Genomic DNA, 24004 nt, shown 5'->3' on the forward strand with positions numbered 1-24004 from the left:
CCTCCTAAACAACTTTCTAATTAAATATCACGTTATTAAATCGTTCAGCTATCTGATCTTGCTGTGCGTTTAATAAGAAGTGATAGAACTCTTTATCTTGTAAATTTGAAAATAATGCTTTTAAAAGCGTGAGTTGATCTTCTGGTGAAGTCACGACCAGTGAAATGATTAATGAAACCTCTACAATACTGTCTTCATCTGCTCGATTAAACGCAACAGGTGATAGTGTTCGAACAATAAAGATAGCCGGCGATATAGCATGCTCTGCTTCACAATGAGGAATGGCAACCGCATAACCATCAAGCGCAATACCCGTTGGAAATGTTTTTTCCCTTTCTATCAATGCTTCTAAATGACTTTTTTTGACAATCCCTTTTTGTTGTAGTTGCTCACTAATATAAGTAAGCGCTTCTTGTTCATTGTTAAATCGAAGATCATCTTCGATAAAGAGCTGACATTTGTTCATCTTTGATCACCCTTATTGCCTTTCTTCATTTTTTTAATAATACTTTCGAAATCAAAAGTTATAATGAAAGATTATTTTCTTTCGAAATTAAAAGCAAATGACAATTATTATTTTTGTGATCGAAATCTATTTTTTAAGTAAAATTTGAAATTGATTGTGATAAATTTATGATTGGGCATAATATAGTTCATGATCTTCATCACAAAAGCGCGTTCTCGATATTGAAAATATCATTAAAATACTCAGAATATTATTGATAAAAAACGGAAAGGTAAGAGGTCTTTGTGTCACAAAAAACTCAACAGGTATTTGTATTAATGGGGGTATCAGGAAGCGGTAAATCAGCTGTTGCCAAACATGTGGCTTATGATCTTGATGCCGCTTTTTTAGATGGTGATTTTTTACATCCTAAAGCCAATATTTTAAAAATGCGCAGTGGTATGCCTCTAGATGATGAAGATAGAATGCCGTGGCTTCGTTTAATTAGTGATGCAGTATTTGCCATGAGCAATGTTAATCCTATTTCAATTATTATCTGCTCAGCGTTAAAAAAACAATACCGAGATATTATTCGAGGCGAAAATAAAAATATTCATTTTATTTATTTAAAAGGTGGGTTTGAGGTCATTGAAAACCGTTTAGCTGAACGTCAAGGTCATTATCAAAAAACGGGAATGTTACAATCCCAATTTGATACTTTAGAAGAACCATCACAAGATGAAAACGATGTTTATACCGTTAATATCGAACAACCTTTAGCCGATGTAGTCAATGATACCGAATGTATCATACAGAAAATCTGTAACAGCTAAACAATCACTCAAAGCAATGATTGTTAATCAGTTGGTAATGTATCATCAACTATTCTGCCGATGGTATCGGCAGAATAATCGAGATAATTTAACATTATTTTTTAATAAAATTATCCACTAATAAATTTACAACATCCCCCATTTTGCCACTCAATGATGCTTTGACGCTATATAGCGCCATTCCCATCACTTGAGACGCTTGAATTTCCGGTGGCATAACCAGCTCATTAGCACTTGTTTTGACATCTAATAAGGCAGGTCCAGAATGTGCTAAAAATGATTGCATCGCTGCTTCAAGTAAATCTGAATCTTCTACTCTGATCGAAAACAGTCCCATTGCACTAGCCACTTTAGCAAAGTCAGGATTGTGTAAATCGGTGTAATGATCCACAATTCCTTCTACTTTTTGCTCTAATTCGACAAAGTTGAGAGAGCTGTTATTTAATACAATAATTTTTATCGGTAACTGTTCTTGAATAGTCGTCAGTAAGTCCCCTAATAGCATACTAATGCCACCATCACCCGATAGCGTTATCACTTGTCGGTTAGGAAATGCTTTTTGTACGCCTAAAGCTTGTGGCATAGCATTAGCCATGGTGCCATGTTTTAAACTGATGACCGTGCGTCTTTTTCCATTAGTATTAAAGTGTCGACAAGCCCAAACCATTGCTGAACCCACATCAGCACATAGAACAGCATCATCATTAGCATATTTATCAACTAATTCCGTTAAATATTGCGGATGAATCGTTGATTTTGAAGGCATGGCTTTTTTGTTCAATTTATCCATTGCTTTCATATATAATTGGCGGCATTTTTCTAAAAATGCAGCATCTTGTTTTTCTTCAACTAAAGGGATTAAAGCCGCCAAAGTAGGTTGACTACTTCCGACAACACCTACACTCACTGGATGACGTCGACCAAGGTGAGTTGCATCGATATCAACTTGAATAATGGTGGCATCATTTGGGTAAAATTGAGACCATGCAAAATCAGCGCCTAACATTAGCAGCACATCACACTCTTTAATGGCGGTTAATCCTGATTCAACGCCAAACATACCCGTCATACCGACATTGTAAGGGTTATTGTATTCAACAAAATCCTTACCTCTTGATGTATGCACAATGGGCGATTTCAATTTTTCGGCAAGTGCGATTAATTCATCATGAGCGCCATTTGCGCCTTGTCCGGCAAAAATAGCCACTTTTTGATTTTTATTTAAGATTTCTGCAATTTGGGCAAGCTCTGTATCTGATGGGCGAATGATCGGATTAGGATGATAAATTTTATGCCCACTTTTATCTTCCACTTTTTCTAAACTAATATTATAAGGAATAACCAGAACAGCAACGCCACGTTGATTTATTGCAGCTTGAACGGCAGCCGTCGTAATCTGTCTTGCTTGAGTAGGATCGTTAATTTGACGACAAAAGACAGAACAATTTTTATAAACAGATTCAAAATCAACTTCTTGCGGAAAATCTGTTCCCTGTTGTGAGGTAACCAGTTGACTGGCTAAGAGAATAACAGGTGCTTTATTGCGCTGAGCTTCATAAATACCATTGATAAAATGTAAGCTTCCCGGCCCACAAGAACCTGCACATGCAGTTAGCTGATTAGTCAGATAAGCCTCGGCTCCTGCTGCAAAAGCTCCGACTTCTTCGTGTCGAACATGCACCCACTCAATGTCACTTTTTTTAATGGCACTGGTAATGTAATTGAGTGTATCACCCACAATACCATAACAGTGTTTAACACCAGCTTCCTCTAAGACTTCGATAATAATTTGTGCAACTGATTTTTTTAATGACATACTGTCTCCTAGACACAATTAACAGATTAAATAATCTAAGTTAACTAAATTACACCTAAGTTTTAATAAAGCGAATAGGTTATGAAAAAAAAAGCAAAAAATGTTAAAAATGTAATGTTCGTTAATTTTTTTGAGAATAAACTTTTTTGGAAAATATTCCCTATTACAATAAATCAAGGTATTATGGTTAAAATCCAATCGTTCTCATAGAGTGACTTTTTGTGGAAAATTTGTCATCCGGGCAAAATTTATTAACCTCTTTAACTGCATTTTTGCCTCATTACTTTATCGAATATTATCCGCTTATTACTGTTTGTTTATTGCTATTGATTGCAATTTTAATGTTTTCATTCAGCAAATTAAGAATGGATATTATTGCATTGCTAACCATTACAGCTATTTCAGTCACGGGTATTTTAACGCCTGCTGAAGCGTTTTCGGGGTTTAGCGATCCTAATATCATTTTAATTGCATTATTGTTTATCATTGGTGAAAGTTTAGTCCGTACTGGCATTTCGTTCAAAATGAGCGAATATATTCTTAAGGTATCCGGAAAAAATGATGTTCGAATTATTACCTGTATTATGCTCGGTGTGGCGTTACTGGGTTCAATAATGAGTTCCACAGGCGTTGTCGCTATCTTTATTCCTGTTGCCATCAGTATTGCCAATCATACGGGTATTCATGTTAAAAAATTAATGATGCCACTGTGTATTGCCGCTTTAATTAGTGGCATGATGACATTGGTTGCAACCGCACCTAATCTGGTGGTTAATAGTGAGTTAAATCGAGCAAATTTAACCGAATTCGGTTTTTTCTCTATCACCCCTATTGGGTTAGGCGTGCTTGTTGTTGGCGTCATTTATTGTATATTAACGCGCAATTGGTTATTAACAGCTCAACAAGTTTCTCCGACAAATACCCAGCCACAAAGAAGAAAAATCACAGATTTAATCAGAGACTATAAATTAATTGGTCGGGCACATCGTGCACAAATATTACCAGGCTCGCCTTTTGTTGGTCGTACGATTGATGGTCTACATTTACGAAGTGAACACGGTGTCAATGTTATTGGTATTGAACGTTGGCGAAAATTTCAAAAAGTATTAATCCCCGTAAATGGGGCAACAGAATTTCGGGAAAACGATATTTTATTATTAGATATGTCCCACTCCGAAGCCGATTATCGAACATTTTTATCGACCAATAATCTTGAACCTAAAGTTTTACGAGGTGAATATTTTTCGGAACAAGTGAAAGAAGTTGGCATGGCAGAAGTGGCGCTATTACCTGAATCGTCACTTTGTGGCAAAACACTCAATGAAATCGATTTTAGAGAAAAATACTTTTTAACCGTAATTGGAATTTGGCGTAATCATGCCCCTGTTGATACCAATAACTTATTCCAAGAACGTTTAGAAATGAGTGATACTTTACTGGTATGTGGGGATTGGGGATCGATTCAAAAATTACAAACTCGTACCAATGATTTTGTTGTTTTAGATTATCCGTCGGATATTGATGATGTTGCACCTGCAAGTTCTCAAGCATTTGCAGCATTAATTAATTTGACCATTATGATTATATTGATGGTAACGGGGCTTGTTCCTAATGTCGTAGCTGCCCTAATAGCTTGTCTTTTAATGGGAGCAACACGCTGCATCGACATGAATAGTGCTTATAAATCGATACACTGGCCAACACTCATTTTGATCATCGGTATGATGCCGTTTGCTTTAGCACTGAATAAAACCGGCGGCATTTCGCTCATATCGGCATGGTTAGAAATTCATTTACGTTCTTTCAGTCCGTATATGGTGCTGACCTTCATTTTCTTATTATGTTCAACTGTTGGTCTCTTTATTTCTAATACGGCTACAGCAATACTCATTGCCCCTATTGCAATTGATCTGGCAATAAAATTTGGTTATTCACCTTATCCGTTTGCAATGACTGTGGCTATAGCGACCTCTGCTTCCTTTATCACGCCGGTCTCTTCGCCGGTAAAAACCATGGTCGTTGCGCCAGGTGGTTACAGCTTTAGTGACTTTGTAAAAGTCGGTGTACCTTTAACCTTTCTCGTTATGGCGGTGAATATTGCATTAGTACCTATATTTTTTCCTTTTTAATTATTAATTCATCATCAGTTTGATAAAACCAACATATCGATTCTTTTTGATTAAAGATTCTTAATGAAAATTAAGTTATAATTATCCGAGTTTTTTGATGATGGATTATAGACATATGCCACAAACAGCCAAGCCATTAAATATTATTTTTGCTGGTACTCCTGACTTTGCCGCAACCCATTTAAAAGCATTAATTGATGCTAAACATAATGTCATTGCGGTTTTTACTCAGCCCGATCGCCCTGCCGGACGTGGTAATAAATTAACCGCAAGTCCGGTTAAACAATTAGCAATTGAAAATCATCTTCCTGTTTATCAACCGGCAACACTCAAAACGGAAGAAAATCAAAAAATCATTGCGGAGCTAAATGCCGACATTATGATTGTGGTGGCATATGGTCTTATTTTACCGCAAGCTGTGCTTGATATGCCTAAACTAGGTTGTTTAAATGTGCATGGTTCATTATTACCAAGATGGCGAGGCGCAGCTCCTATTCAACGCGCTTGTTGGGCTGGAGATACTTTAACCGGTATCACAATTATGCAAATGGATGCTGGGCTTGATACGGGTGATATGTTATATAAACTCACCTGTCCAATTGAACCTTCTGATACAAGTACAACGTTATATAACAAACTGGCGCAATTAGGTCCACAAGGACTACTTGATACTTTAACACTCATTGCTGAAGGGAAAATCCAACCTGAAAAACAGGATCCATCACAGGTCACTTACGCTGAAAAATTATCTAAACAAGAAGCTAAACTTGATTGGAATTTATCGGCACAGCAACTTGAACGTTGTGTTCGCGCCTTTAATCCTTGGCCTGTTAGTTATTTTGAAGTTAATGGCGAACCAGTGAAAGTATGGCAAGCAGAAGTGGTATCCACTCACCACAATCAACCAGTCGGTACTATTTTACAAGCAGACAAAAAAGGGATATGCATTGCAACAAGCGATGGTGCATTAAATATGACACTACTACAACCTGCCGGAAAAAAACCGATGTCAGCTCAAGATTTATTAAACTCTCGCAAAGCTTGGTTTGTTGTTGGTGAAAAACTAAGTACCAACTAATTAATCAATGTAAAAAATTACAGGATGAATCATCCTGTAATGATTATCTTTTTTTAGCCAGCAAAGTCGCAAATCTCAATTTAATTCGATTACCATGACTATCGGTTTTATGTAATTCTCCAACATTTTCGTTATATTTCAGTATTTCCCAATCCTGATAATATTCCCGCAATTCATTTTCTTTAAACGTAAATGAAAAACCCACAGAACAAGGATAATCAGAAGTAGACATAGCGCTTACAATAAGATTATAACCACCCGATTTAGTCAATTTTTGCATATTATCAATAATTTTAGGGATTTTTTCAGGTTGTAAAAACATCATGACAACCGTTGAAAGAACAAAATCATACTCACCCTCTAAATTTGCTTGATTGATATCATATACTTTTGCATTAATGTGCTTTAGGTTTTCATCATTGATGATTTGATTTAAATTACCAATACTTAATTCGGATTTATCAACTGCATTCACATCAAAACCAAGTAGCTGTAAATAGAGCGAATTGCGTCCCGAACCACAGCCTAAATCCAATACCTTTCCTAACGGGATAATTTTGCTTGCCGCTAGCACTTCAGAATGTGTTTTGGTCATTTGATACTTTTTAAAAGTATAGTCTTCTGGTAAACAGTAAAATGATAGTTGGCATTGTAAATTTTCAGATACCTGAGCGATACGATGCCATTGCTGAGGCAAAATAAAGGGTGGCTGGTGAGAAACATCATAATGATGTTGCGATATGATTTCCCCTTGTTCAGTTAATATCTCAAAATCGATACTGCCCACTAGGATATTGAGCTTAGCCCAAGTGCCAACTTGCGTATTATGTTTTTCACAAAATGATTGAGGTAATGATTTAGCATTCCAAACAGGTAATGTTTTATAACAAATTAGGTTTTTCAAAATTTTATCACGAGTTAACTAAATTAATAGTTGACTATTATAGTCAATTATTGATGAGATAAACAACGTTTTGTTGGTAACTCAGCAACCAAAACAAAATCATTAAAAGTAAATTTATAGTAGCGAAGTTGACTTTATCAACATATAATCTTCATCATCCTAGACTGTATAGTAAAATAATAGAGGAAAACTTTATGGGATTTTTAACAGGTAAACGCATACTCGTTACCGGTGTTGCAAGTAATCGTTCTATTGCTTATGGTATTGCACAAGCAATGCATCGTGAGGGTGCAGAATTAGCATTCACTTATCAAAGTGATAAATTAAAAGCACGCGTTGAAGAATTTGCGGCTGACTTTGGTTCTAAAATCGTGTTACCTTGTGATGTTGCTCACGATGATAGTATTACTAACCTATTTACAGAACTGGCAAAAACATGGGATAAATTTGACGGTTTTGTCCATGCTATTGCTTTTGCGCCTGGCGATCAATTAGATGGTGACTATGTTAATGCCGTCACGCGTGAAGGTTTTGCTATCGCTCACGACATTAGTTCTTATAGCTTTGTTGCAATGGCTAAAGCATGTCGTTCGATGTTGAATCCAAATTCAGCGTTAGTGACCCTTTCTTATCTAGGTGCTGAACGAGCGATCCCTAACTATAATGTAATGGGTCTTGCTAAAGCATCTTTAGAAGCAAACGTACGTTATATGGCAAATGCTATGGGTCCAGAAGGAATTCGTGTGAATGCTATCTCTGCAGGTCCAATTCGTACTCTTGCTGCATCAGGCATTAAAGATTTCAAAAAAATGCTATCACATTGTGAATCGGTTACGCCAATTCGTCGTACAGTTACAATTGAAGACGTGGGTAATTCTGCGGCATTTTTATGTTCAAACTTAGCATCGGGTATTACGGGTGAAGTTGTGCATGTTGACGGTGGATTTAGCATTGCTGCAATGAACGAGTTAGAACTTAAATAATGGGTATTATTTAAAAAATAAAAAAAGGGCATCAATATTGATGCCTTTTTTATTCGTCTATTTTCTAATTTTTTAGGATTAAAAAGGGCAGTCCATACATTCATTTGATTTCATCCTTTAATTTTTGAATCTATTCAGATATATCGTAAGTTCCACACCTTTCTTGTAAGAATTCTTTATCGACTGTTTTTATCGTGTTAACACTAACACGATGTTAATCATTATTCATTTCATGATCTTTTATCATTTCATTGGTCAGTTTTAGTCAAAAATAAAAATTATGAATACTTATCCTTCATTTTCCGTTAAAATCTTAAGATGTTTGCTCAATACAAGTTTGTTGGAGAAAAAATGAAAATAGCAAAAAATACAGTAGTCAGTTTGGCATACCAAGTTCGCACTAAAGACGGGGTTTTGGTTGACGAAGCAACAACTGTTGCACCTCTAGAATATTTACAAGGTGCGGGTAATTTATTACAAGAGCTTGAAAATGCACTAGAAGGCCATCAAGTTGGTGATAAATTTGATGTTGAACTTATCAATGCTTACGGTGATTTTAATGATGCACTGGTGCAAAATGTGCCACGTGATGTATTTGTCGGGGTTGATGAACTTGAAGTTGGCATGCGCTTTTTTGCAGATACCGACCATGGCGCTTTACCCGTTGAAATTACCGCAATTGATGGGGATACTGTGACAATTGACGGAAATCACATGTTAGCGGGACAAGATTTAAAATTTAATGTTGAAGTATTAGCTATTCGTGAAGCAACAGAAGAAGAAATTGCGCATGGACATATCCATAGTGAACATGGTCACGAACATGGGCATGGTGGTTGTGGCTGTGGCGGACACGATCATGAAGATGAAGAAGATAGTGGTTGTTGTGGTGGCGGTCATGGAAGCTGCGGTTGCCATTAAGTCATCATATTAATTTACAAAAAAGCGCTTGATAGCGCTTTTTTGTCATCATGTGAAATATTATTCATTTTTTTGAGAAACAGTTCACAGTTTTCTCAATTTTCAATTCTTTTAAGCCAATTTTCTAAGAATAATTAGTTTTTTTATGAGTGGAATACAAATACTATGCATCCTTCATGTCCAAAACTGATGCCGAGAGAAAAACTTTTACAATTTGGTGTTGAAATGCTAAGTGATGCAGAACTGCTTGCGCTATTTTTACGGACAGGTACACGAAAATTACCTGTTTTAGAACTAGCTCAAAATTTATTAAATGAATTTGGCTCATTTTATCATTTAATGAACGCTACTCATGAGCAGTTTTGTAAAAAACATGGATTAGGTACCGTTAAATATACTCAGCTCAAAGCTGTCGTTGAATTATCGCACCGATATTTGAAAGTAAAAATGACAAATGAAAATTATCTCACTTCACCTTCGTTAACTCACCATTATTTAGCTAGTCGCTTAGCTAACAAAGATCGTGAAATCTTCATGGTTATTTTTCTGGACAATCAAAATCACGTCATTACATCTGAAGAAATGTTTATTGGTACTTATAACTGTGTAGAAGTTCATCCCAGAGAAGTAGCCAGAAAAGCATTACAATATAATGCTGCCTCTTTAATTTTAGCCCACAATCACCCTTCTGGTTTAGCAGAACCAAGCCAAGCAGATCGGAATTTAACGCGCAAGTTGGATCAAGTTTGTGAATTAATCGATATCCGTATTATTGATCATATTGTAATTGGTAAAGGTGAATATGTCTCATTTGCTGAACGTGGATGGATTTAATTGTTATTTTTACTTACAATAGAGGTCAATATTTAAAAAGTCTAATTGTGAAAATAATATGAGACAACAAATTGAATTATTAGAAACCAAAGTTGCGTTTCAAGAAATCACCATTGAAGAATTAAACCAAGCAGTAACCAACCTTCAAGCCGATGTTAGTAAACTAAAAGAGCAATTAATGTTATTATCACAAAAACTACAAGCCACTCAAACATCGAATATTGCTAATTTATCTGAGGAAACCCCACCACCACACTATTAATTATGTTTATAGTCAGATATCTCAATGATGAAATAATAATGTAGCCTATTTTTAAAAAACTATTAATACTTATTTATTAGATGCTCTTAAATTAACATTAGAAATATCCAGAAGAGTTATAAAAACATCGATATCTAAATCTACTTAAAAATAAATTAACATTGAAATTTCAATTAAACTAATCCCTCTCAATAGATTTTCATGCCATATGTTTATTAAAAACAACATAAGCTTAATTTTTAATCAATTAAAGAATAGGAATATAGTAGATTTAGATACGATGAACTTAAGGATAAGGAAACCAAAGTTAAAGGATCTGTGATAGATATCATCAATAAAAAACCGGCGTATAGCCGGCTTTTGTATACAATGATTTAAAATCTTATTCAGCTGTTGCTTCTGCTTCTACTGCAGGGCGATCAACTAATTCAATATAAGCCATTGGAGCATTATCTCCGTCACGGAAACCACATTTCAAAATACGTACATAACCACCTGGACGGGTAGCAAAACGTGGACCTAGATCTGAAAATAATTTTTTCACTGTATCTTTATCACGGATACGAGCAAAAGCCAAACGGCGATTAGCTACGCTATCGCTTTTGGCTAGCGTAATTAACGGTTCAACAACACGACGCAACTCTTTTGCTTTAGGCAATGTAGTTTTGATGATTTCATGTTCAACAAGTGAACTAGTCATGTTACGAAACATTGCTTGACGATGGCTGCTATTTCGGTTCAGTTGACGACCACTTTTACGATGGCGCATAACTTTATCCTTCTTATATAAATTTTATTTTAGTCTTCAACAATACTTGCTGGTGGCCAGTTCTCAAGACGCATGCCTAAAGACAAACCACGAGATGCGAGCACATCCTTAATTTCAGTAAGTGATTTCTTACCAAGATTAGGGGTTTTAAGTAGCTCAACTTCTGTACGTTGTACTAAATCACCAATATAATGAACTGCTTCTGCTTTTAAGCAATTAGCAGACCGAACAGTTAATTCGAGATCATCTACTGGACGTAGAAGAATCGGATCAAATTCCGGTTTATCTTCTTTAACTTCAGGTTGACGTACATCACGTAAATCAACGAAAGCTTCAAGTTGTTCAGCCAAAATAGTTGACGCACGACGAATAGCTTCTTCTGGATCGATAGTACCATTAGTTTCCATATCAATAACCAGTTTATCTAAATCGGTGCGTTGTTCCACACGAGCTGCATCGACAGAATAAGCGATACGCTCGACAGGACTATAACATGCATCAACTAATAAACGACCAATTGGTCGCTCTTCATCTTCTGACTTAACGCGAGCAGAAGCAGGGACATAACCACGTCCTCGTTGTACACGAATACGCATACTAATTGAAGCATTTGCATCAGTAAGATGACAAATCACTAAATCAGGATTAACAATTTCAACATCACCATCATGAGTGATATCAGATGCAGTTACCGCACCAATGCCTGATTTGTTTAAAGTCAGCATAACATCATCTTTGGTATGTACACGTACTGCTAATTTTTTCAAATTAAGCAAAATATCAAGTACATCTTCTTGAACGCCTTCTTTAGTACTGTACTCATGCAGAACACCGTCAATTTCAACTTCGGTTACTGCATATCCAGGCATTGATGATAATAAAATGCGGCGTAGTGCATTACCTAAAGTATGACCAAAACCACGCTCAAGTGGCTCTAAAGTCACTTTCGCATGAGTTTGAGTGTATTGAACAACATCAACTAGGTGAGGTTTTAAAAACTCTGTTACAGAACCCTGCATTATGTCCTCTCTTAAGTGCTAAACTTTACTTAGAGTAAAGTTCGACGATCAAATGTTCGTTGATGTCAGCAGATAAATCTGAACGTTCTGGTAAGCGTTTAAATACACCTTCCATTTTGCTAGCATCAACTTCTAACCATGTAGGTTTTTCACGTTGCTCAGCTAACTCTAAAGCAGCTTTAATACGTGCTTGTTTTTTTGATTTTTCGCGAACGCTGATCACATCTTCAGGCGAAACTTGATAAGATGCAATGTTCACAACATGACCATTAACAAGAACAGCTTTATGACTAACTAATTGACGAGCTTCAGCGCGAGTTGCACCAAATCCCATACGATAAACAACGTTATCTAAGCGACGTTCTAAAAGACCTAATAGGTTTTCACCTGTATTACCTTTAATACGTGCTGCATTTTTGTAGTAATTACGGAATTGACGTTCTAAAATTCCATAAATACGTCTAACTTTTTGTTTTTCGCGTAACTGAACACCATAATCTGATAAACGCGGTTTACGCGCACCATGTTGTCCAGGAGCTTGTTCTAACTTACATTTACTGTCAACCGCTCGAACACCAGATTTAAGGAATAAATCAGTACCTTCACGACGACTTAATTTGAGCTTTGGTCCCAAATATCTTGCCATTTTATTTCTCCAATAATCCTAAACATTCAATGTTTAATAAACATTAAACACGACGTTTCTTTGGTGGACGACAACCGTTATGAGGAATCGGAGTAACATCAGTAATATTAGTGATGCGATAACCCGCTGCATTTAATGCACGAATTGTTGACTCACGACCAGGACCAGGTCCTTTTACCATAACTTCCAGATTCTTAATTCCGTAATCTTTTACGGCTTCTGCACAACGTTCAGCAGCTACTTGAGCAGCAAACGGAGTGGACTTACGAGAGCCACGGAAACCAGAACCACCAGCGGTTGCCCAACCCAACGCATTACCTTGACGATCGGTAATAGTTACGATTGTATTGTTAAATGATGCATGAATATGAGCTACACCATCAGAAACTTGTTTTTTTACACGTTTACGTGTACGAACAGGTGTCTTTGCCATTTATTATCACCTCAATTATTTCTTGATTGGCTTACGCGGTCCCTTGCGGGTACGAGCGTTAGTCTTAGTGCGTTGACCACGAACTGGAAGTCCACGACGATGACGGATGCCACGATAACAACCAAGGTCTAATAAACGCTTGATACTCATAGTTACTTCACGACGTAAATCACCTTCAACAGTAAATTTAGCGACTTGTTCACGTAACTTCTCAATCTGATCTTCAGATAGTTCTCTGATCTTAACATGTTCAGGAATACCTGCTTCAGCACAAATTGTCTTAGCGCGAGTATTACCGATACCATAAATTGCTTGTAACGCAATTACAGCATGTTGCTGATCAGGAATGTTAATGCCTGCTATACGGGCCACTATGCACTCCTTTATTGTTAATGTTTAACAAACTCACCATACTGAAAAGCCCGTTTTCAGGATACTCAAACAGTAAGTCTGCAAATAAAATTTAGGCTGGCTATTCTAGCCAGCTTTACTATACTTTGGCAAGTAAAATATGCAAAAGTCCAACTTTTAGGCTAAATAAATTAACCTTGACGTTGCTTATGTTTACCTTCAACACAAATAACACGAACGATGCCATTGCGTTTAATGATTTTACAATTTCTGCATAATTTCTTGACTGAAGCACGAACTTTCATTTTTTTCTCCGTAACTTCTGGCTAACTTATCGGCCGTAGCCTTTAAGGTTCGCTTTCTTTAACACTGACTCATAACGATTTGGCATCATTAAAGTCTGTACTTGTGCCATAAAATCCATGATTACAACAACCACAATTAATAAAGATGTTCCACCAAATTGAACTGGAACCTTCATTGCACTTGTCATAAACATTGGTACCAAACATACAAAAGTAATGTAGATTGCGCCTATTAATGTTAAACGTGTCATTACTTTGTCAATATATTTAGATGTTTGCTCACCTGGGCGGATACCTGGAATAAATGCACCAGATTTTTTAAGCTGATCTGCTGTCTCTCTAGGGTTGAAAACCAACGCTGTATAGAAGAAACAAAAGAAGATTATCGCTGCCGCAAAAAAGATTATGTATAACGGTTGGTCATGAGAGAAATATTGACCAATAAGTACAAATACATATCTCCAGCCTTCACCATTTCCTTGAAACCAAGATGCCATCATAGATGGTAACATAATAATTGTTGAGGCAAATATCGCTGGAATAACGCCAGCCATATTAATTTTTAATGGTAAATGTGATGTTTGCGCTGCATAAACGCGACGCCCTTGTTGACGTTGGGCATAGTTAACTACGATTCGACGTTGACCACGCTCAACAAAAACAACAAAATAAGTCACACCTATCACTAAAGCTGCGACAACTAATAATAGAATCGGATTCAATTCACCAGAACGAGCTTGTTCAATTGTTTCATATATTGCATGAGGAAGACCCGCCACAATTCCAGAGAAAATAATGATTGAAATACCATTACCTACTCCACGTTCCGTGATCTGCTCACCAAGCCACATAAGAAACATAGTGCCAGTAACTAAACTAACCGATGCAATGAAATAGAAAGAAAATCCTGGATTAGTCACAACACGCTCATAACCAGGAATATTTGGTAAACCAGTCGCAATACCAACTGCTTGTACAATAGCTAAAGCCAATGTGCCATAACGAGTGTACTGGCTAATTTTCTTACGACCTGATTCACCTTCTTTCTTCAATTCTGCCAATTTAGGGTTAATGGCCGTTAATAACTGCACAATAATCGATGCAGAAATATAAGGCATTATCCCTAATGCAAAAATTGAAGCACGGCTTAAAGCACCACCAGAGAACATATTGAACATATCCACAATACCATTAGATGATGCTTGTGAAAGTATGTCCGATAACGCTTTAGTATCAATGCCAGGAACTGGAATATAAGAACCTAAACGAAAAACAATCAGTGCTAAAAGCACAAATAGTAAACGCTTCTTAAGTTCACCCCCACCACCACGGGCACTTTGAAAATCTAATCCTGGTTGCTTTGCCATCTTTCTAATTATTCCTCAATTTTTCCGCCAGCAGCTTCAATTGCAGCTTTAGCACCTTTCGTTACACGAATACCACGAACTGTTACTGGTTTTGTAACTTCACCAGATAACATGATTTTTGCGTATTCGATTTGTGAATTAATCACATTTGCAACTTTTAAGCTATTTAGGTCAACAACATCACCTTCAACTTTCATTAAATCTGAAAGGCGAACTTGTGCTGTAACTAGAGCTTTACGAGAAGTAAAACCAAATTTTGGTAATCGACGATATAAAGGCATTTGACCACCTTCAAAGCCACGACGAACGCCGCCACCTGAACGTGATTTTTGACCTTTGATACCACGGGTACCTGTTTTACCTAATCCAGAACCGATACCTCGGCCTAGACGTTTTGGTGCATGCTTTGAACCTTCAGCAGGAGATAAAGTATTTAAACGCATTACTATTACTCCTCAACTTTGACCATGTAATAAACTTGGTTTACCATACCACGAATAGCAGGAGTATCCTCGCGCTCAACAGTATGACCAATATGACGTAATCCAAGTCCGACTAACGTTGCTTTATGCTTCGGTATGCGTCCAATAGAACTACGAGTTTGTGTAATTTTAATTGTCTTTGCCATGGTTAATTACCCCAAAATTTCTTCGACGGTTTTACCACGCTTAGCAGCAACCATTTCTGGTGATTTCATATTTTCTAAGCCATCAATCGTTGCACGAACCACATTAATTGGGTTTGTTGAACCATATGCTTTAGCTAGAACGTTACGAACACCAGCAACTTCTAATACAGCACGCATTGCACCACCGGCGATAATACCAGTACCTTCTGATGCTGGTTGCATATAAACACGAGAACCTGTATGAGCACCTTTAACAGGATGCTGTAAAGTATCGTTATTTAAAGCAACATTAATCATATTACGACGTGCTTTTTCCATTGCTTTTTGGATTGCTGCTGGCACTTCACGTGCTTTACCATATCCAAAACCTACGCGGCCATTACCGTCACCAACAACTGTTAGTGCAGAAAAACTAAAAATACGACCACCTTTTACGGTTTTAGAAACTCGGTTAACTGCGATTAGTTTTTCCTGCAGTTCACCAGCTTGTTTTTCGATGTTTGACATCTTTAACTCCTACCTTAGAACTGTAGGCCAGCTTCGCGAGCAGCATCTGCTAGCGCCTGAACTCGACCATGATATTGGAAACCCGAACGATCAAAAGAAACTTCTTTGATATCTTTCGCTAATGCGCGCTCTGCGATTGCTTTACCAACTGCAGCTGCTGCATCTTTGTTTCCGGTGTATTTTAAACTTTCACTGATAGCTTTTTCTAATGTAGAAGCAGCTGCCAGTACTTCTGATCCGTTTGGTGCGATAATCTGCGCATAAATATGACGCGGAGTACGGTGAACCACTAAGCGAGTTGCAAGTAGTTCATGCATCTTGCGACGCGCTTTAGTTGCACGACGGATACGAGCTGATTTCTTATCCATAGTGTTACCTTACTTTTTCTTAGCTTCTTTAGTACGCACAACTTCATCTGCGTAACGAACACCTTTACCTTTATAAGGTTCAGGACGACGATAAGCACGGATATCTGCTGCCACTTGTCCAATTAACTGCTTATCAGCACTTTTCAGTATGATTTCAGTTTGTGATGGACATTCTGCGGTCACACCAGCAGGTAATTGATGCTCAATTGGATGTGAATATCCAAGAGATAGACCAATAGCATTACCTTTAACTTGTGCACGATAACCGACACCAACTAGCTGAAGTTTTTTAGTAAAACCTTCAGTAACACCAATAACCATTGCATTAATCAACGCACGTGCAGTACCAGCTTGAGCCCAAGCATTCGCAAAGCCGTCACGAGGAGCAAATTTAATTTGACCTTCTTCTTGATTAATAACAACAGCATTATTAATTGTACGAGTTAACTCGCCATTTTTACCTTTAATCGTAATTACCTGACCATTGAGTTTTACCTCTACGCCAGCAGGAACAACGACAGGTGCTTTTGCAACACGAGACATTTTTTTCTCCCTTACGCTACGTAGCAGATAATTTCACCACCAAGACCTGCTTGGCGTGCTGCTCGATCAGTCATAACACCTTTAGAAGTAGAAACAACTGCGATACCTAATCCAGCCATAACTTTTGGCAATTCGTCTTTACGTTTATAAATACGTAAACCTGGACGGCTAACACGTTTAATACTTTCTACTACAGCCTTACCTTGGAAATATTTTAATGAAATTTCCAATTCTGGCTTAGTGTCACCAACAACTTTATAGTCTCCGATGTAACCTTCTTCTTTTAGCACATTGGCAATTGCCACTTTTAGCTTAGAGGAAGGCATGGTGACTGCAACTTTATTCGCAGCTTGACCGTTACGAATACGGGTCAACATATCTGCTATAGGATCTTGCATGCTCATCTATAACACTCCCCTGATTACCAACTTGCCTTTTTAAGACCAGGAATCTCACCACGCATGGCTGATTCACGAACCTTAATACGGCTTAAACCAAACTTACGAAGGACGCCATGAGGACGACCTGTTTGACGACAACGACGACGTTGACGTGATGGACTAGAATCACGAGGAAGCGTTTGCAATTTAAGCACTGCATTCCAACGATCTTCATCTGATGCATTAAGATCAGAGATAATCGCTTTTAATTCTTGACGCTTTGCAAAATATTTTTCTGCTAGCTTTACGCGTTTCTTATCGCGTTCAATCATTGATTGTTTAGCCATTATGCCCTACCTTACTTACGAAATGGGAAGTTAAAGGCAGATAATAAAGCTCGGCCTTCTTCATCTGATTGTGCACTTGTTGTGATAGTAATATCTAAACCACGAACACGATCAACTTTATCATAATCGATTTCAGGGAAAACGATTTGTTCACGAACACCCATGCTATAGTTACCACGACCATCGAAAGATTTTGCGCTTAAACCGCGGAAATCTCGAGTACGAGGAAGCGCAATATAAACTAGACGTTCAAAAAATTCCCACATACGTTCGCCACGTAAAGTGACTTTACAACCAATAGGATACCCTTGACGGATTTTAAAACCAGCAACTGATTTGCGTGCTTTTGTGACAAGTGGTTTTTGACCACTGATTGCTGCTAAATCTGCAACCGCATTATCTAATAATTTCTTATCAGTAATTGCTTCACCCACACCCATATTCAAGGTGATCTTTTCGATCCGAGGGACTTGCATGACAGATTTGTAGCCAAACTGTTCTTGCAGTTTATTTACTACCTGTGCTTTGTAGTAATCATGCAGTTTCGCCATCGTACACTCCAAATTACTTAATTAATTAATTCATTAGTAGACTTATAAAAACGGACTTTTTTACCATTTTCAATTCTAAAGCCTACGCGATCTGCTTTGCCTGTAGCTGGGTTAAAAATTGCCACATTAGAAACATTAATAGCTGCTTCTTTTTCAACAATTCCACCTTCTTGATTTAATGCAGGTACTGGTTTTTGGTGTTTTTTCACCAAATTAATACCTTCAACAATCACTTTGCCTGTAGACAAAACACTTTTTACTTTACCGCGTTTACCTTTATCTTTACCGGTTAACACGATAACTTCATCTTCTCGACGGATTTTCGCTGCCATTACCCGCTCCTTACAGTACTTCTGGTGCTAATGAAATGATCTTCATAAACTTCTCAGAACGAAGTTCACGAGTGACCGGTCCAAAAATACGCGTACCAATCGGTTGCTCACTGTTATTGTTTAAAATAACACAAGCATTGCGATCGAAACGAATGACAGATCCATCAGGACGACGAACACCTTTTCTAGTGCGCACGACAACAGCTTTAAGTACATCACCTTTTTTTACTTTACCACGTGGAATTGCTTCTTTAATGGTAACCTTGATGATATCACCAACCGCTGCATAACGACGGTGCGATCCACCGAGAACCTTGATACACATTACACTACGTGCGCCAGAGTTATCGGCAACATCTAGCCTAGTCTGTTCTTGGATCATTTTAATGCTCCGTATAAATAAATTATTGTCTAATCTACCTTCATCCACCTCAACTACCATGGATAAGAATAGACAACCAAAAACCCACATATGTGAGGGCGCATAGTATAACACCACTCAAATAAAATGGATAGCATAAAATAAACGGCTGCATTTAGCCGTTTATTATATTATGTACAGTTTTTAATCGATTAGATTAACTAACTGCTTTTTCTACGATTCGAACAAGAGTCCAAGATTTGGTTTTTGATAATGGACGACACTCTTTAATTTCTACAGTATCACCAATACCACACTCGTTGTTTTCATCATGTACATGCAATTTAGTCGTACGTTTAATGAACTTACCATATAACGGATGCTTCACTTTACGTTCAATAGCTACAGTAATAGATTTATCCATTTTGTCGCTAATAACACGACCTTGCTGAGTACGAATTTTTACTTCAGTAGTCATATTACGCACCCGCCTTTTCAGTTAATAACGTTTTAACTCGTGCAATATTACGACGCACTTGTTTTAACATATGAGTCTGTGTCAACTGACCTCCAGCTAATTGCATACGTAAGTTAAATTGCTCACGTAATAAATTAAGAAGTTCAGTATTTAACTCTTCAACGCTTTTTTCGCGTAGCTCTTTTGCTTTCATTTACATCACCGTCTTAATCACAAAGGTGGTTTTAATTGGCAGTTTTGCAGCTGCCAACGCAAATGCTTCACGAGCAACTTCTTCCGGTACTCCGTCCATTTCATAAAGGACTTTACCTGGTTGAATCTGAGCAACCCAGTATTCAACGTTACCCTTACCTTTACCCATACGCACTTCAAGTGGTTTTTCAGTAATTGGTTTATCAGGGAAAACTCGAATCCAGATTTTACCTTGACGCTTAACTGCACGAGTCATTGCACGACGTGCTGCTTCGATCTGGCGCGCAGTCAAACGACCACGACCCACAGCCTTAAGACCGAATGTACCGAAACTTACGTCAGTACTCACAGCTAGACCACGATTGCGGCCCTTGTGCACTTTACGGAATTTTGTACGCTTTGGTTGTAACATCAGCGACGCTCCTTATTGTTTTCGGCCTTTGCGCTGCTTTTTCGGTTGAGCAGCAGGTTGTTTTTCTGCTTGTTCAACGGCAGCCATACCACCAAGGATCTCACCTTTGAAGATCCACACTTTAACACCAATAATACCATAGGTAGTTAATGCTTCAGACACTCCGTAGTCGATGTCAGCTCGTAGTGTATGTAGAGGTACACGACCTTCACGATACCACTCTGAGCGAGCAATTTCAGCGCCGCCTAAACGACCACTTACTTCAACTTTGATACCTTTAGCACCCGCTTTCATTGCGTTTTGTACCGCACGTTTCATTGCACGACGGAACATAACACGGCGTTCTAACTGAGAAGTAATGCTGTCAGCAACTAATTTTGCATCAAGTTCAGGTTTACGAACTTCAGCAATATTAATTTGTACTGCAACATCACGTTTTTCTCTTTTGTCTTTATACTTATTGACAATAGAAGCTACGGCATTACGTAATTTTTCAACGTCCTCACCTTTTTTACCAATCACGATACCTGGACGAGCAGTGTGAATAGTAATGCGAACGTTAGTTTCTGCTGAACGGTCGATTACAATTTTAGAGATTGACGCTTGTGCTAATTCTTTATTTAAGAATTCACGCACTCTAAAATCACTTTCTAAATTATCAGCGAATGTCTTTGTACCCGAATACCATGTAGATGTCCAAGGCTTGACAATGCCTAATCGGATACCATTTGGATTTACTTTTTGACCCATTGCTATTCTCCAGCCTAGCGATCTGAGACGATCACGGTGATGTGACTCGTACGCTTCAAAATTCGATCTGCACGACCTTTCGCACGAGGCATAATACGCTTCATGGTTGGGCCTTCGTCTACGAAAATTTTCGCAACTTTTAGATCATCAATATCAGCACCATCGTTATGCTCTGCATTAGCAATAGCAGACTCTAATACTTTTTTAACAAGTACAGCCGCTTTTTTATTGGTGTACGTTAAAATATCAAGTGCCTGAGACACTTTTTTACCGCGAACAAGATCTGCAACTAAGCGAACTTTTTGTGCAGAAGAACGAGCGTGGCGGTACTTTGCAATTGTTTCCATCTCTTTCTCCTACTTATTTCTTCTTAGCTTTCTTATCCGCAGCGTGACCGCGATAAGTACGAGTCGGCGCGAATTCACCCAATTTATGACCAACCATTTCGTCGGTAACATAAACTGGAACGTGCTGACGACCATTATGGACAGCGATGGTCAAACCGATCATGTTAGGAAAGATCGTTGAACGACGGGACCAAGTACGAATTGGTTTCTTGTCCCCGCTTTCCACCGCTTTCTCTACCTTCTTCAGCAAGTGTAGGTCAATAAAAGGACCCTTCTTGAGAGAACGTGGCATAGCTAATCCTCTATATTAATTATTTCTTATTGCGACGGCGAACAATATACTTATCAGTACGTTTGTTGCTACGCGTTTTCAATCCTTTGGCTTTTTGACCCCATGGAGACACAGGATGTTTACCAAAGTTACGACCTTCACCACCACCATGTGGATGGTCTACCGGGTTCATTGCTGTACCACGAACAGTAGGACGAACACCACGCCAACGCGTTGCACCCGCTTTACCTAGTACGCGAAGCATATGTTCTGAATTACCGACTTCACCAATAGTGGCACGACAATCAGATAATACTTTACGCATTTCACCTGAACGTAGACGTAATGTTACATATGCACCATCACGCGCAACGATTTGAACATAGCTACCAGCTGAGCGAGCAAGTTGTCCGCCTTTACCTGGTTTCATTTCAATGTTATGCACGGTAGAACCGACTGGAATATTGCGCATTGGTAAACAGTTACCTGTTTTAATCGATGCATCAACACCAGATTGGATCTGATCACCTGCTTTTAAGCCTTTAGGCGCTAAAATATAACGACGTTCACCGTCTTTATATAAAACCAATGCAATATTTGCACTACGGTTTGGATCATATTCCAAACGTTCAACAACTGCTGGAATACCATCTTTGTTACGCTTAAAGTCAACAATACGATAATGTTGTTTATGACCACCACCGATATGACGGGTAGTGATACGACCATTATTATTGCGACCACCAGTTTTGCTTTTTGAATCAAGCAACGGTGCATAAGGCTTACCTTTATGCAACTCTGGGTTAACCACTTTAACAACGTGGCGACGACCCGGAGATGTAGGTTTACACTTAACAACTGCCATTGTTCTTACTCCTCCGAATTACTCAGCGACGCCAGCAAGGTCTAAGTTTTGACCTTCTGCTAAAGTTACGTAAGCTTTTTTCCAGTCGCTACGGCGACCAAGTTGTTGACCACGACGTTTTACTTTGCCTTTAACAACAAGTGTATTAACGTCATCTACTTTAACTTCAAATAGTTGTTCAACTGCGGCTTTAATCTCTCTCTTAGTAGCATCTTTAGCAACTTTCAATACTAATGTATTTGTTTTTTCCATTGAAATAGATGCTTTTTCAGAAACATGTGGTGCTCGCAGGACTTTAAGCAGACGCTCTTCACGAATCATGCTAACATCTCCTCTACTTGTTTAACGGCATCAACAGTGATAACCACTTTGTCAAATGCAATCAAACTAACTGGATCAATACCTGCCACATCACGCACATCAACTTTATGCAAGTTACGTGCTGCTAAGAAAAGATTCTCATCAACTTCAGTTGTAATGATAAGGACATCATTAAGATTCATATCATTTAATTTCTGAGTTAATAATTTAGTCTTAGGTGCTTCAACAGTAAATGTTTCAACCACAACTAAACGCTCTTGACGCACTAATTCAGAGAAAATACTCTTTAATGCACCACGATACATTTTACGGTTAACTTTTTGGCTATGATCTTGTGGTTTTGCTGCAAATGTTACACCACCACTACGCCAGATTGGGCTCTTAATAGAACCTGAACGAGCACGACCTGTGCCTTTTTGACGCCATGGTTTTTTGCCTGAACCAGCGATTTCTGCACGAGTTTTTTGTGCGCGTGAGCCTTGACGAGCAGCAGATGCATAAGCAACAACTACTTGGTGAACTAACGCTTCATTAAACTCACGTCCGAAGGTAGTTTCGGAAACAGAAAGCGCTTTCGCGTCTTTTACTACTAATTCCATCTCTATCTCCTCGACGTTAAGCCTTGATTGCCGGTTTAACAATTACGTCACTATTGATTGCGCCTGGAACTGCACCTTTAATTAATAAAAGGTTACGTTCAGCATCAACACGTACAATATCTAAGTTTTGAACAGTTACACGTTCATTACCTAGGTGACCTGCCATTTTACGACCTTTGAACACTTTACCTGGAGTTTGGTTTTGACCGATAGAGCCATGACCACGGTGTGCCAAAGAGTTACCATGAGTTGCATCTTGAGTACGGAAGTTCCAACGTTTAGTTACGCCAGCAAAACCTTTACCTTTAGATGTTCCAGTAACATCAACTTTTTTAACGTCTGTGAAAATATCAACGTTAATACTTTGCCCTACAGTAAATTCGCCTTCTTCAAAACGGAACTCCCATAGACCACGACCAGCTTCAACGCCAGCCTTAGCAAAATGACCTGCTTCAGGTTTATTTACACGGCTTGCTTTTTTGCTGCCAGTAGTAACCTGAATAGCTTGATAACCATCGTTCTCTAAAGTTTTAACTTGAGTAACGCGGTTGCTTTGAACTTCAACTACGGTGACAGGAATAGAAACACCTTCTTCGGTGAAGATTCGTGTCATTCCTACTTTACGACCGATTAAACCAATCATTGTTTAGACCTCTC

General features: G+C 38.2%; 37 protein-coding genes. 7 read left to right on the forward strand and 30 right to left on the reverse strand.

All coding sequences use genetic code 11. The features are described from left to right. Window positions 1-16: 16 nt before the first annotated feature. On the reverse strand, window positions 17-466 hold the full coding sequence (gatA, locus tag ACGH6P_RS03415; RefSeq protein ID WP_267358887.1) for a PTS galactitol transporter subunit IIA: 450 nt from the start codon (window positions 464-466) through the stop codon (window positions 17-19). Window positions 467-783: 317 nt separating this feature from the next. On the opposite strand from gatA, the gene ACGH6P_RS03420 reads away from it, so the two are divergent. Next, complete coding sequence (locus ACGH6P_RS03420; protein WP_411596785.1) at window positions 784-1278, forward strand: gluconokinase, GntK/IdnK-type; 495 nt, start codon at window positions 784-786, stop codon at window positions 1276-1278. A gap of 94 nt (window positions 1279-1372) precedes the next feature. Here the strand turns inward: ACGH6P_RS03420 and ACGH6P_RS03425 are convergent, their stop codons facing one another. Beyond that, window positions 1373-3094 carry a thiamine pyrophosphate-dependent enzyme gene (locus ACGH6P_RS03425; RefSeq protein WP_220216351.1) on the reverse strand — a complete coding sequence of 574 codons (1722 nt, stop codon included), beginning with the start codon at window positions 3092-3094 and terminating at the stop codon, window positions 1373-1375. 272 nt (window positions 3095-3366) lie between these two features. Between ACGH6P_RS03425 and ACGH6P_RS03430 the strand changes: the two genes are divergently transcribed. After that, window positions 3367-5223 carry an SLC13 family permease gene (locus tag ACGH6P_RS03430; RefSeq protein ID WP_411596786.1) on the forward strand — a complete coding sequence of 619 codons (1857 nt, stop codon included), beginning with the start codon at window positions 3367-3369 and terminating at the stop codon, window positions 5221-5223. Between the two features lie 115 nt (window positions 5224-5338). Then, complete coding sequence (fmt, locus tag ACGH6P_RS03435; RefSeq protein WP_267358892.1) at window positions 5339-6301, forward strand: methionyl-tRNA formyltransferase; 963 nt, start codon at window positions 5339-5341, stop codon at window positions 6299-6301. A gap of 43 nt (window positions 6302-6344) precedes the next feature. Here the strand turns inward: fmt and tehB are convergent, their stop codons facing one another. Further along, window positions 6345-7205, reverse strand: a complete 861-nt coding sequence (gene tehB, locus ACGH6P_RS03440) for an SAM-dependent methyltransferase TehB (RefSeq protein ID WP_267358894.1) — start codon at window positions 7203-7205, stop codon at window positions 6345-6347. Window positions 7206-7399: 194 nt separating this feature from the next. On the opposite strand from tehB, the gene fabI reads away from it, so the two are divergent. The 4 genes from fabI (at window position 7400) to ACGH6P_RS03460 (ending at window position 10205) form a co-directional block, all read left to right on the forward strand. Further along, window positions 7400-8188, forward strand: coding sequence for an enoyl-ACP reductase FabI (gene fabI, locus ACGH6P_RS03445; protein ID WP_065558597.1), 789 nt, complete (start codon window positions 7400-7402; stop codon window positions 8186-8188). 351 nt (window positions 8189-8539) lie between these two features. Continuing rightward, a complete protein-coding gene (gene slyD / locus ACGH6P_RS03450; RefSeq protein ID WP_267350317.1) occupies window positions 8540-9109 on the forward strand; it encodes a peptidylprolyl isomerase in 570 nt (189 codons plus the stop codon). Between the two features lie 165 nt (window positions 9110-9274). Beyond that, complete coding sequence (radC, locus tag ACGH6P_RS03455; RefSeq protein ID WP_267350315.1) at window positions 9275-9943, forward strand: RadC family protein; 669 nt, start codon at window positions 9275-9277, stop codon at window positions 9941-9943. 58 nt (window positions 9944-10001) lie between these two features. Continuing rightward, on the forward strand, window positions 10002-10205 hold the full coding sequence (locus ACGH6P_RS03460; RefSeq protein WP_267350314.1) for a SlyX family protein: 204 nt from the start codon (window positions 10002-10004) through the stop codon (window positions 10203-10205). Window positions 10206-10587: 382 nt separating this feature from the next. On the opposite strand, the gene rplQ is transcribed toward ACGH6P_RS03460, so the two are convergent. From rplQ to rplC, 27 genes are all read right to left on the reverse strand, one after another. Then, complete coding sequence (rplQ, locus tag ACGH6P_RS03465; RefSeq protein ID WP_065558593.1) at window positions 10588-10974, reverse strand: 50S ribosomal protein L17; 387 nt, start codon at window positions 10972-10974, stop codon at window positions 10588-10590. Window positions 10975-11003: 29 nt separating this feature from the next. Then, the gene (locus ACGH6P_RS03470) at window positions 11004-11993 is read right to left on the reverse strand and encodes a DNA-directed RNA polymerase subunit alpha (protein ID WP_065558592.1); all 990 of its coding nucleotides are present in this window, start codon (window positions 11991-11993) and stop codon (window positions 11004-11006) included. Window positions 11994-12018: 25 nt separating this feature from the next. After that, on the reverse strand, window positions 12019-12639 hold the full coding sequence (gene rpsD / locus ACGH6P_RS03475; protein ID WP_065558591.1) for a 30S ribosomal protein S4: 621 nt from the start codon (window positions 12637-12639) through the stop codon (window positions 12019-12021). A 43-nt stretch (window positions 12640-12682) separates the two neighbouring features. After that, window positions 12683-13072, reverse strand: coding sequence for a 30S ribosomal protein S11 (gene rpsK / locus ACGH6P_RS03480; RefSeq protein ID WP_034948028.1), 390 nt, complete (start codon window positions 13070-13072; stop codon window positions 12683-12685). Window positions 13073-13087: 15 nt separating this feature from the next. Beyond that, window positions 13088-13444 carry a 30S ribosomal protein S13 gene (rpsM, locus tag ACGH6P_RS03485; protein WP_065558590.1) on the reverse strand — a complete coding sequence of 119 codons (357 nt, stop codon included), beginning with the start codon at window positions 13442-13444 and terminating at the stop codon, window positions 13088-13090. A 170-nt stretch (window positions 13445-13614) separates the two neighbouring features. Further along, complete coding sequence (rpmJ, locus tag ACGH6P_RS03490) at window positions 13615-13728, reverse strand: 50S ribosomal protein L36 (RefSeq protein ID WP_025314403.1); 114 nt, start codon at window positions 13726-13728, stop codon at window positions 13615-13617. A gap of 26 nt (window positions 13729-13754) precedes the next feature. Further along, window positions 13755-15095, reverse strand: a complete 1341-nt coding sequence (gene secY / locus ACGH6P_RS03495) for a preprotein translocase subunit SecY (RefSeq protein WP_065558589.1) — start codon at window positions 15093-15095, stop codon at window positions 13755-13757. 8 nt (window positions 15096-15103) lie between these two features. Next, window positions 15104-15538, reverse strand: coding sequence for a 50S ribosomal protein L15 (gene rplO, locus ACGH6P_RS03500; protein ID WP_065558588.1), 435 nt, complete (start codon window positions 15536-15538; stop codon window positions 15104-15106). A 5-nt stretch (window positions 15539-15543) separates the two neighbouring features. After that, window positions 15544-15723 (reverse strand): 50S ribosomal protein L30, encoded by a 180-nt coding sequence (gene rpmD, locus ACGH6P_RS03505; RefSeq protein ID WP_267350311.1) that lies wholly within the window; start codon window positions 15721-15723, stop codon window positions 15544-15546. 6 nt (window positions 15724-15729) lie between these two features. Next, complete coding sequence (rpsE, locus tag ACGH6P_RS03510; protein WP_025314399.1) at window positions 15730-16230, reverse strand: 30S ribosomal protein S5; 501 nt, start codon at window positions 16228-16230, stop codon at window positions 15730-15732. Between the two features lie 14 nt (window positions 16231-16244). Beyond that, on the reverse strand, window positions 16245-16598 hold the full coding sequence (rplR, locus tag ACGH6P_RS03515) for a 50S ribosomal protein L18 (protein WP_025314398.1): 354 nt from the start codon (window positions 16596-16598) through the stop codon (window positions 16245-16247). Window positions 16599-16607: 9 nt separating this feature from the next. Beyond that, window positions 16608-17141, reverse strand: coding sequence for a 50S ribosomal protein L6 (gene rplF / locus ACGH6P_RS03520; RefSeq protein ID WP_065558586.1), 534 nt, complete (start codon window positions 17139-17141; stop codon window positions 16608-16610). 11 nt (window positions 17142-17152) lie between these two features. Beyond that, window positions 17153-17545, reverse strand: a complete 393-nt coding sequence (gene rpsH / locus ACGH6P_RS03525; RefSeq protein ID WP_065558585.1) for a 30S ribosomal protein S8 — start codon at window positions 17543-17545, stop codon at window positions 17153-17155. A 17-nt stretch (window positions 17546-17562) separates the two neighbouring features. Further along, on the reverse strand, window positions 17563-17868 hold the full coding sequence (rpsN, locus tag ACGH6P_RS03530) for a 30S ribosomal protein S14 (RefSeq protein ID WP_025314395.1): 306 nt from the start codon (window positions 17866-17868) through the stop codon (window positions 17563-17565). 11 nt (window positions 17869-17879) lie between these two features. Next, window positions 17880-18419 carry a 50S ribosomal protein L5 gene (rplE, locus tag ACGH6P_RS03535; RefSeq protein WP_065558584.1) on the reverse strand — a complete coding sequence of 180 codons (540 nt, stop codon included), beginning with the start codon at window positions 18417-18419 and terminating at the stop codon, window positions 17880-17882. Window positions 18420-18436: 17 nt separating this feature from the next. Beyond that, complete coding sequence (rplX, locus tag ACGH6P_RS03540) at window positions 18437-18751, reverse strand: 50S ribosomal protein L24 (protein ID WP_065558583.1); 315 nt, start codon at window positions 18749-18751, stop codon at window positions 18437-18439. Window positions 18752-18761: 10 nt separating this feature from the next. After that, entirely contained in the window at window positions 18762-19133 is a 372-nt protein-coding gene (gene rplN / locus ACGH6P_RS03545; RefSeq protein ID WP_025314392.1) for a 50S ribosomal protein L14, read from the reverse strand. A gap of 196 nt (window positions 19134-19329) precedes the next feature. Further along, a complete protein-coding gene (rpsQ, locus tag ACGH6P_RS03550) occupies window positions 19330-19590 on the reverse strand; it encodes a 30S ribosomal protein S17 (RefSeq protein ID WP_025314391.1) in 261 nt (86 codons plus the stop codon). A 1-nt stretch (window position 19591) separates the two neighbouring features. Then, window positions 19592-19783 (reverse strand): 50S ribosomal protein L29, encoded by a 192-nt coding sequence (gene rpmC / locus ACGH6P_RS03555; protein ID WP_034902373.1) that lies wholly within the window; start codon window positions 19781-19783, stop codon window positions 19592-19594. Beyond that, entirely contained in the window at window positions 19784-20194 is a 411-nt protein-coding gene (rplP, locus tag ACGH6P_RS03560; RefSeq protein WP_025314389.1) for a 50S ribosomal protein L16, read from the reverse strand. A gap of 12 nt (window positions 20195-20206) precedes the next feature. Beyond that, window positions 20207-20944 carry a 30S ribosomal protein S3 gene (gene rpsC, locus ACGH6P_RS03565; protein WP_065558582.1) on the reverse strand — a complete coding sequence of 246 codons (738 nt, stop codon included), beginning with the start codon at window positions 20942-20944 and terminating at the stop codon, window positions 20207-20209. Between the two features lie 14 nt (window positions 20945-20958). Next, window positions 20959-21291, reverse strand: a complete 333-nt coding sequence (gene rplV, locus ACGH6P_RS03570; RefSeq protein WP_034884235.1) for a 50S ribosomal protein L22 — start codon at window positions 21289-21291, stop codon at window positions 20959-20961. 13 nt (window positions 21292-21304) lie between these two features. Further along, window positions 21305-21583: a 30S ribosomal protein S19 gene (gene rpsS / locus ACGH6P_RS03575; protein ID WP_065558581.1), complete on the reverse strand. Its 279-nt coding sequence runs from the start codon at window positions 21581-21583 to the stop codon at window positions 21305-21307. 19 nt (window positions 21584-21602) lie between these two features. Next, complete coding sequence (gene rplB / locus ACGH6P_RS03580; RefSeq protein WP_065558580.1) at window positions 21603-22427, reverse strand: 50S ribosomal protein L2; 825 nt, start codon at window positions 22425-22427, stop codon at window positions 21603-21605. Between the two features lie 18 nt (window positions 22428-22445). Further along, window positions 22446-22748 carry a 50S ribosomal protein L23 gene (rplW, locus tag ACGH6P_RS03585; RefSeq protein WP_065558579.1) on the reverse strand — a complete coding sequence of 101 codons (303 nt, stop codon included), beginning with the start codon at window positions 22746-22748 and terminating at the stop codon, window positions 22446-22448. After that, complete coding sequence (rplD, locus tag ACGH6P_RS03590) at window positions 22745-23347, reverse strand: 50S ribosomal protein L4 (RefSeq protein WP_065558578.1); 603 nt, start codon at window positions 23345-23347, stop codon at window positions 22745-22747. The genes rplW and rplD overlap by 4 nt, the downstream gene beginning before the upstream one ends. A 16-nt stretch (window positions 23348-23363) precedes the next feature. Further along, window positions 23364-23990 (reverse strand): 50S ribosomal protein L3, encoded by a 627-nt coding sequence (gene rplC / locus ACGH6P_RS03595; protein WP_065558577.1) that lies wholly within the window; start codon window positions 23988-23990, stop codon window positions 23364-23366. Window positions 23991-24004: the final 14 nt, after the last annotated feature.

The sequence above is a fragment of the Gilliamella sp. CG25 genome (assembly GCF_046635705.1).
In the GTDB taxonomy this organism is placed as follows: domain Bacteria; phylum Pseudomonadota; class Gammaproteobacteria; order Enterobacterales; family Orbaceae; genus Gilliamella; species Gilliamella apicola_I.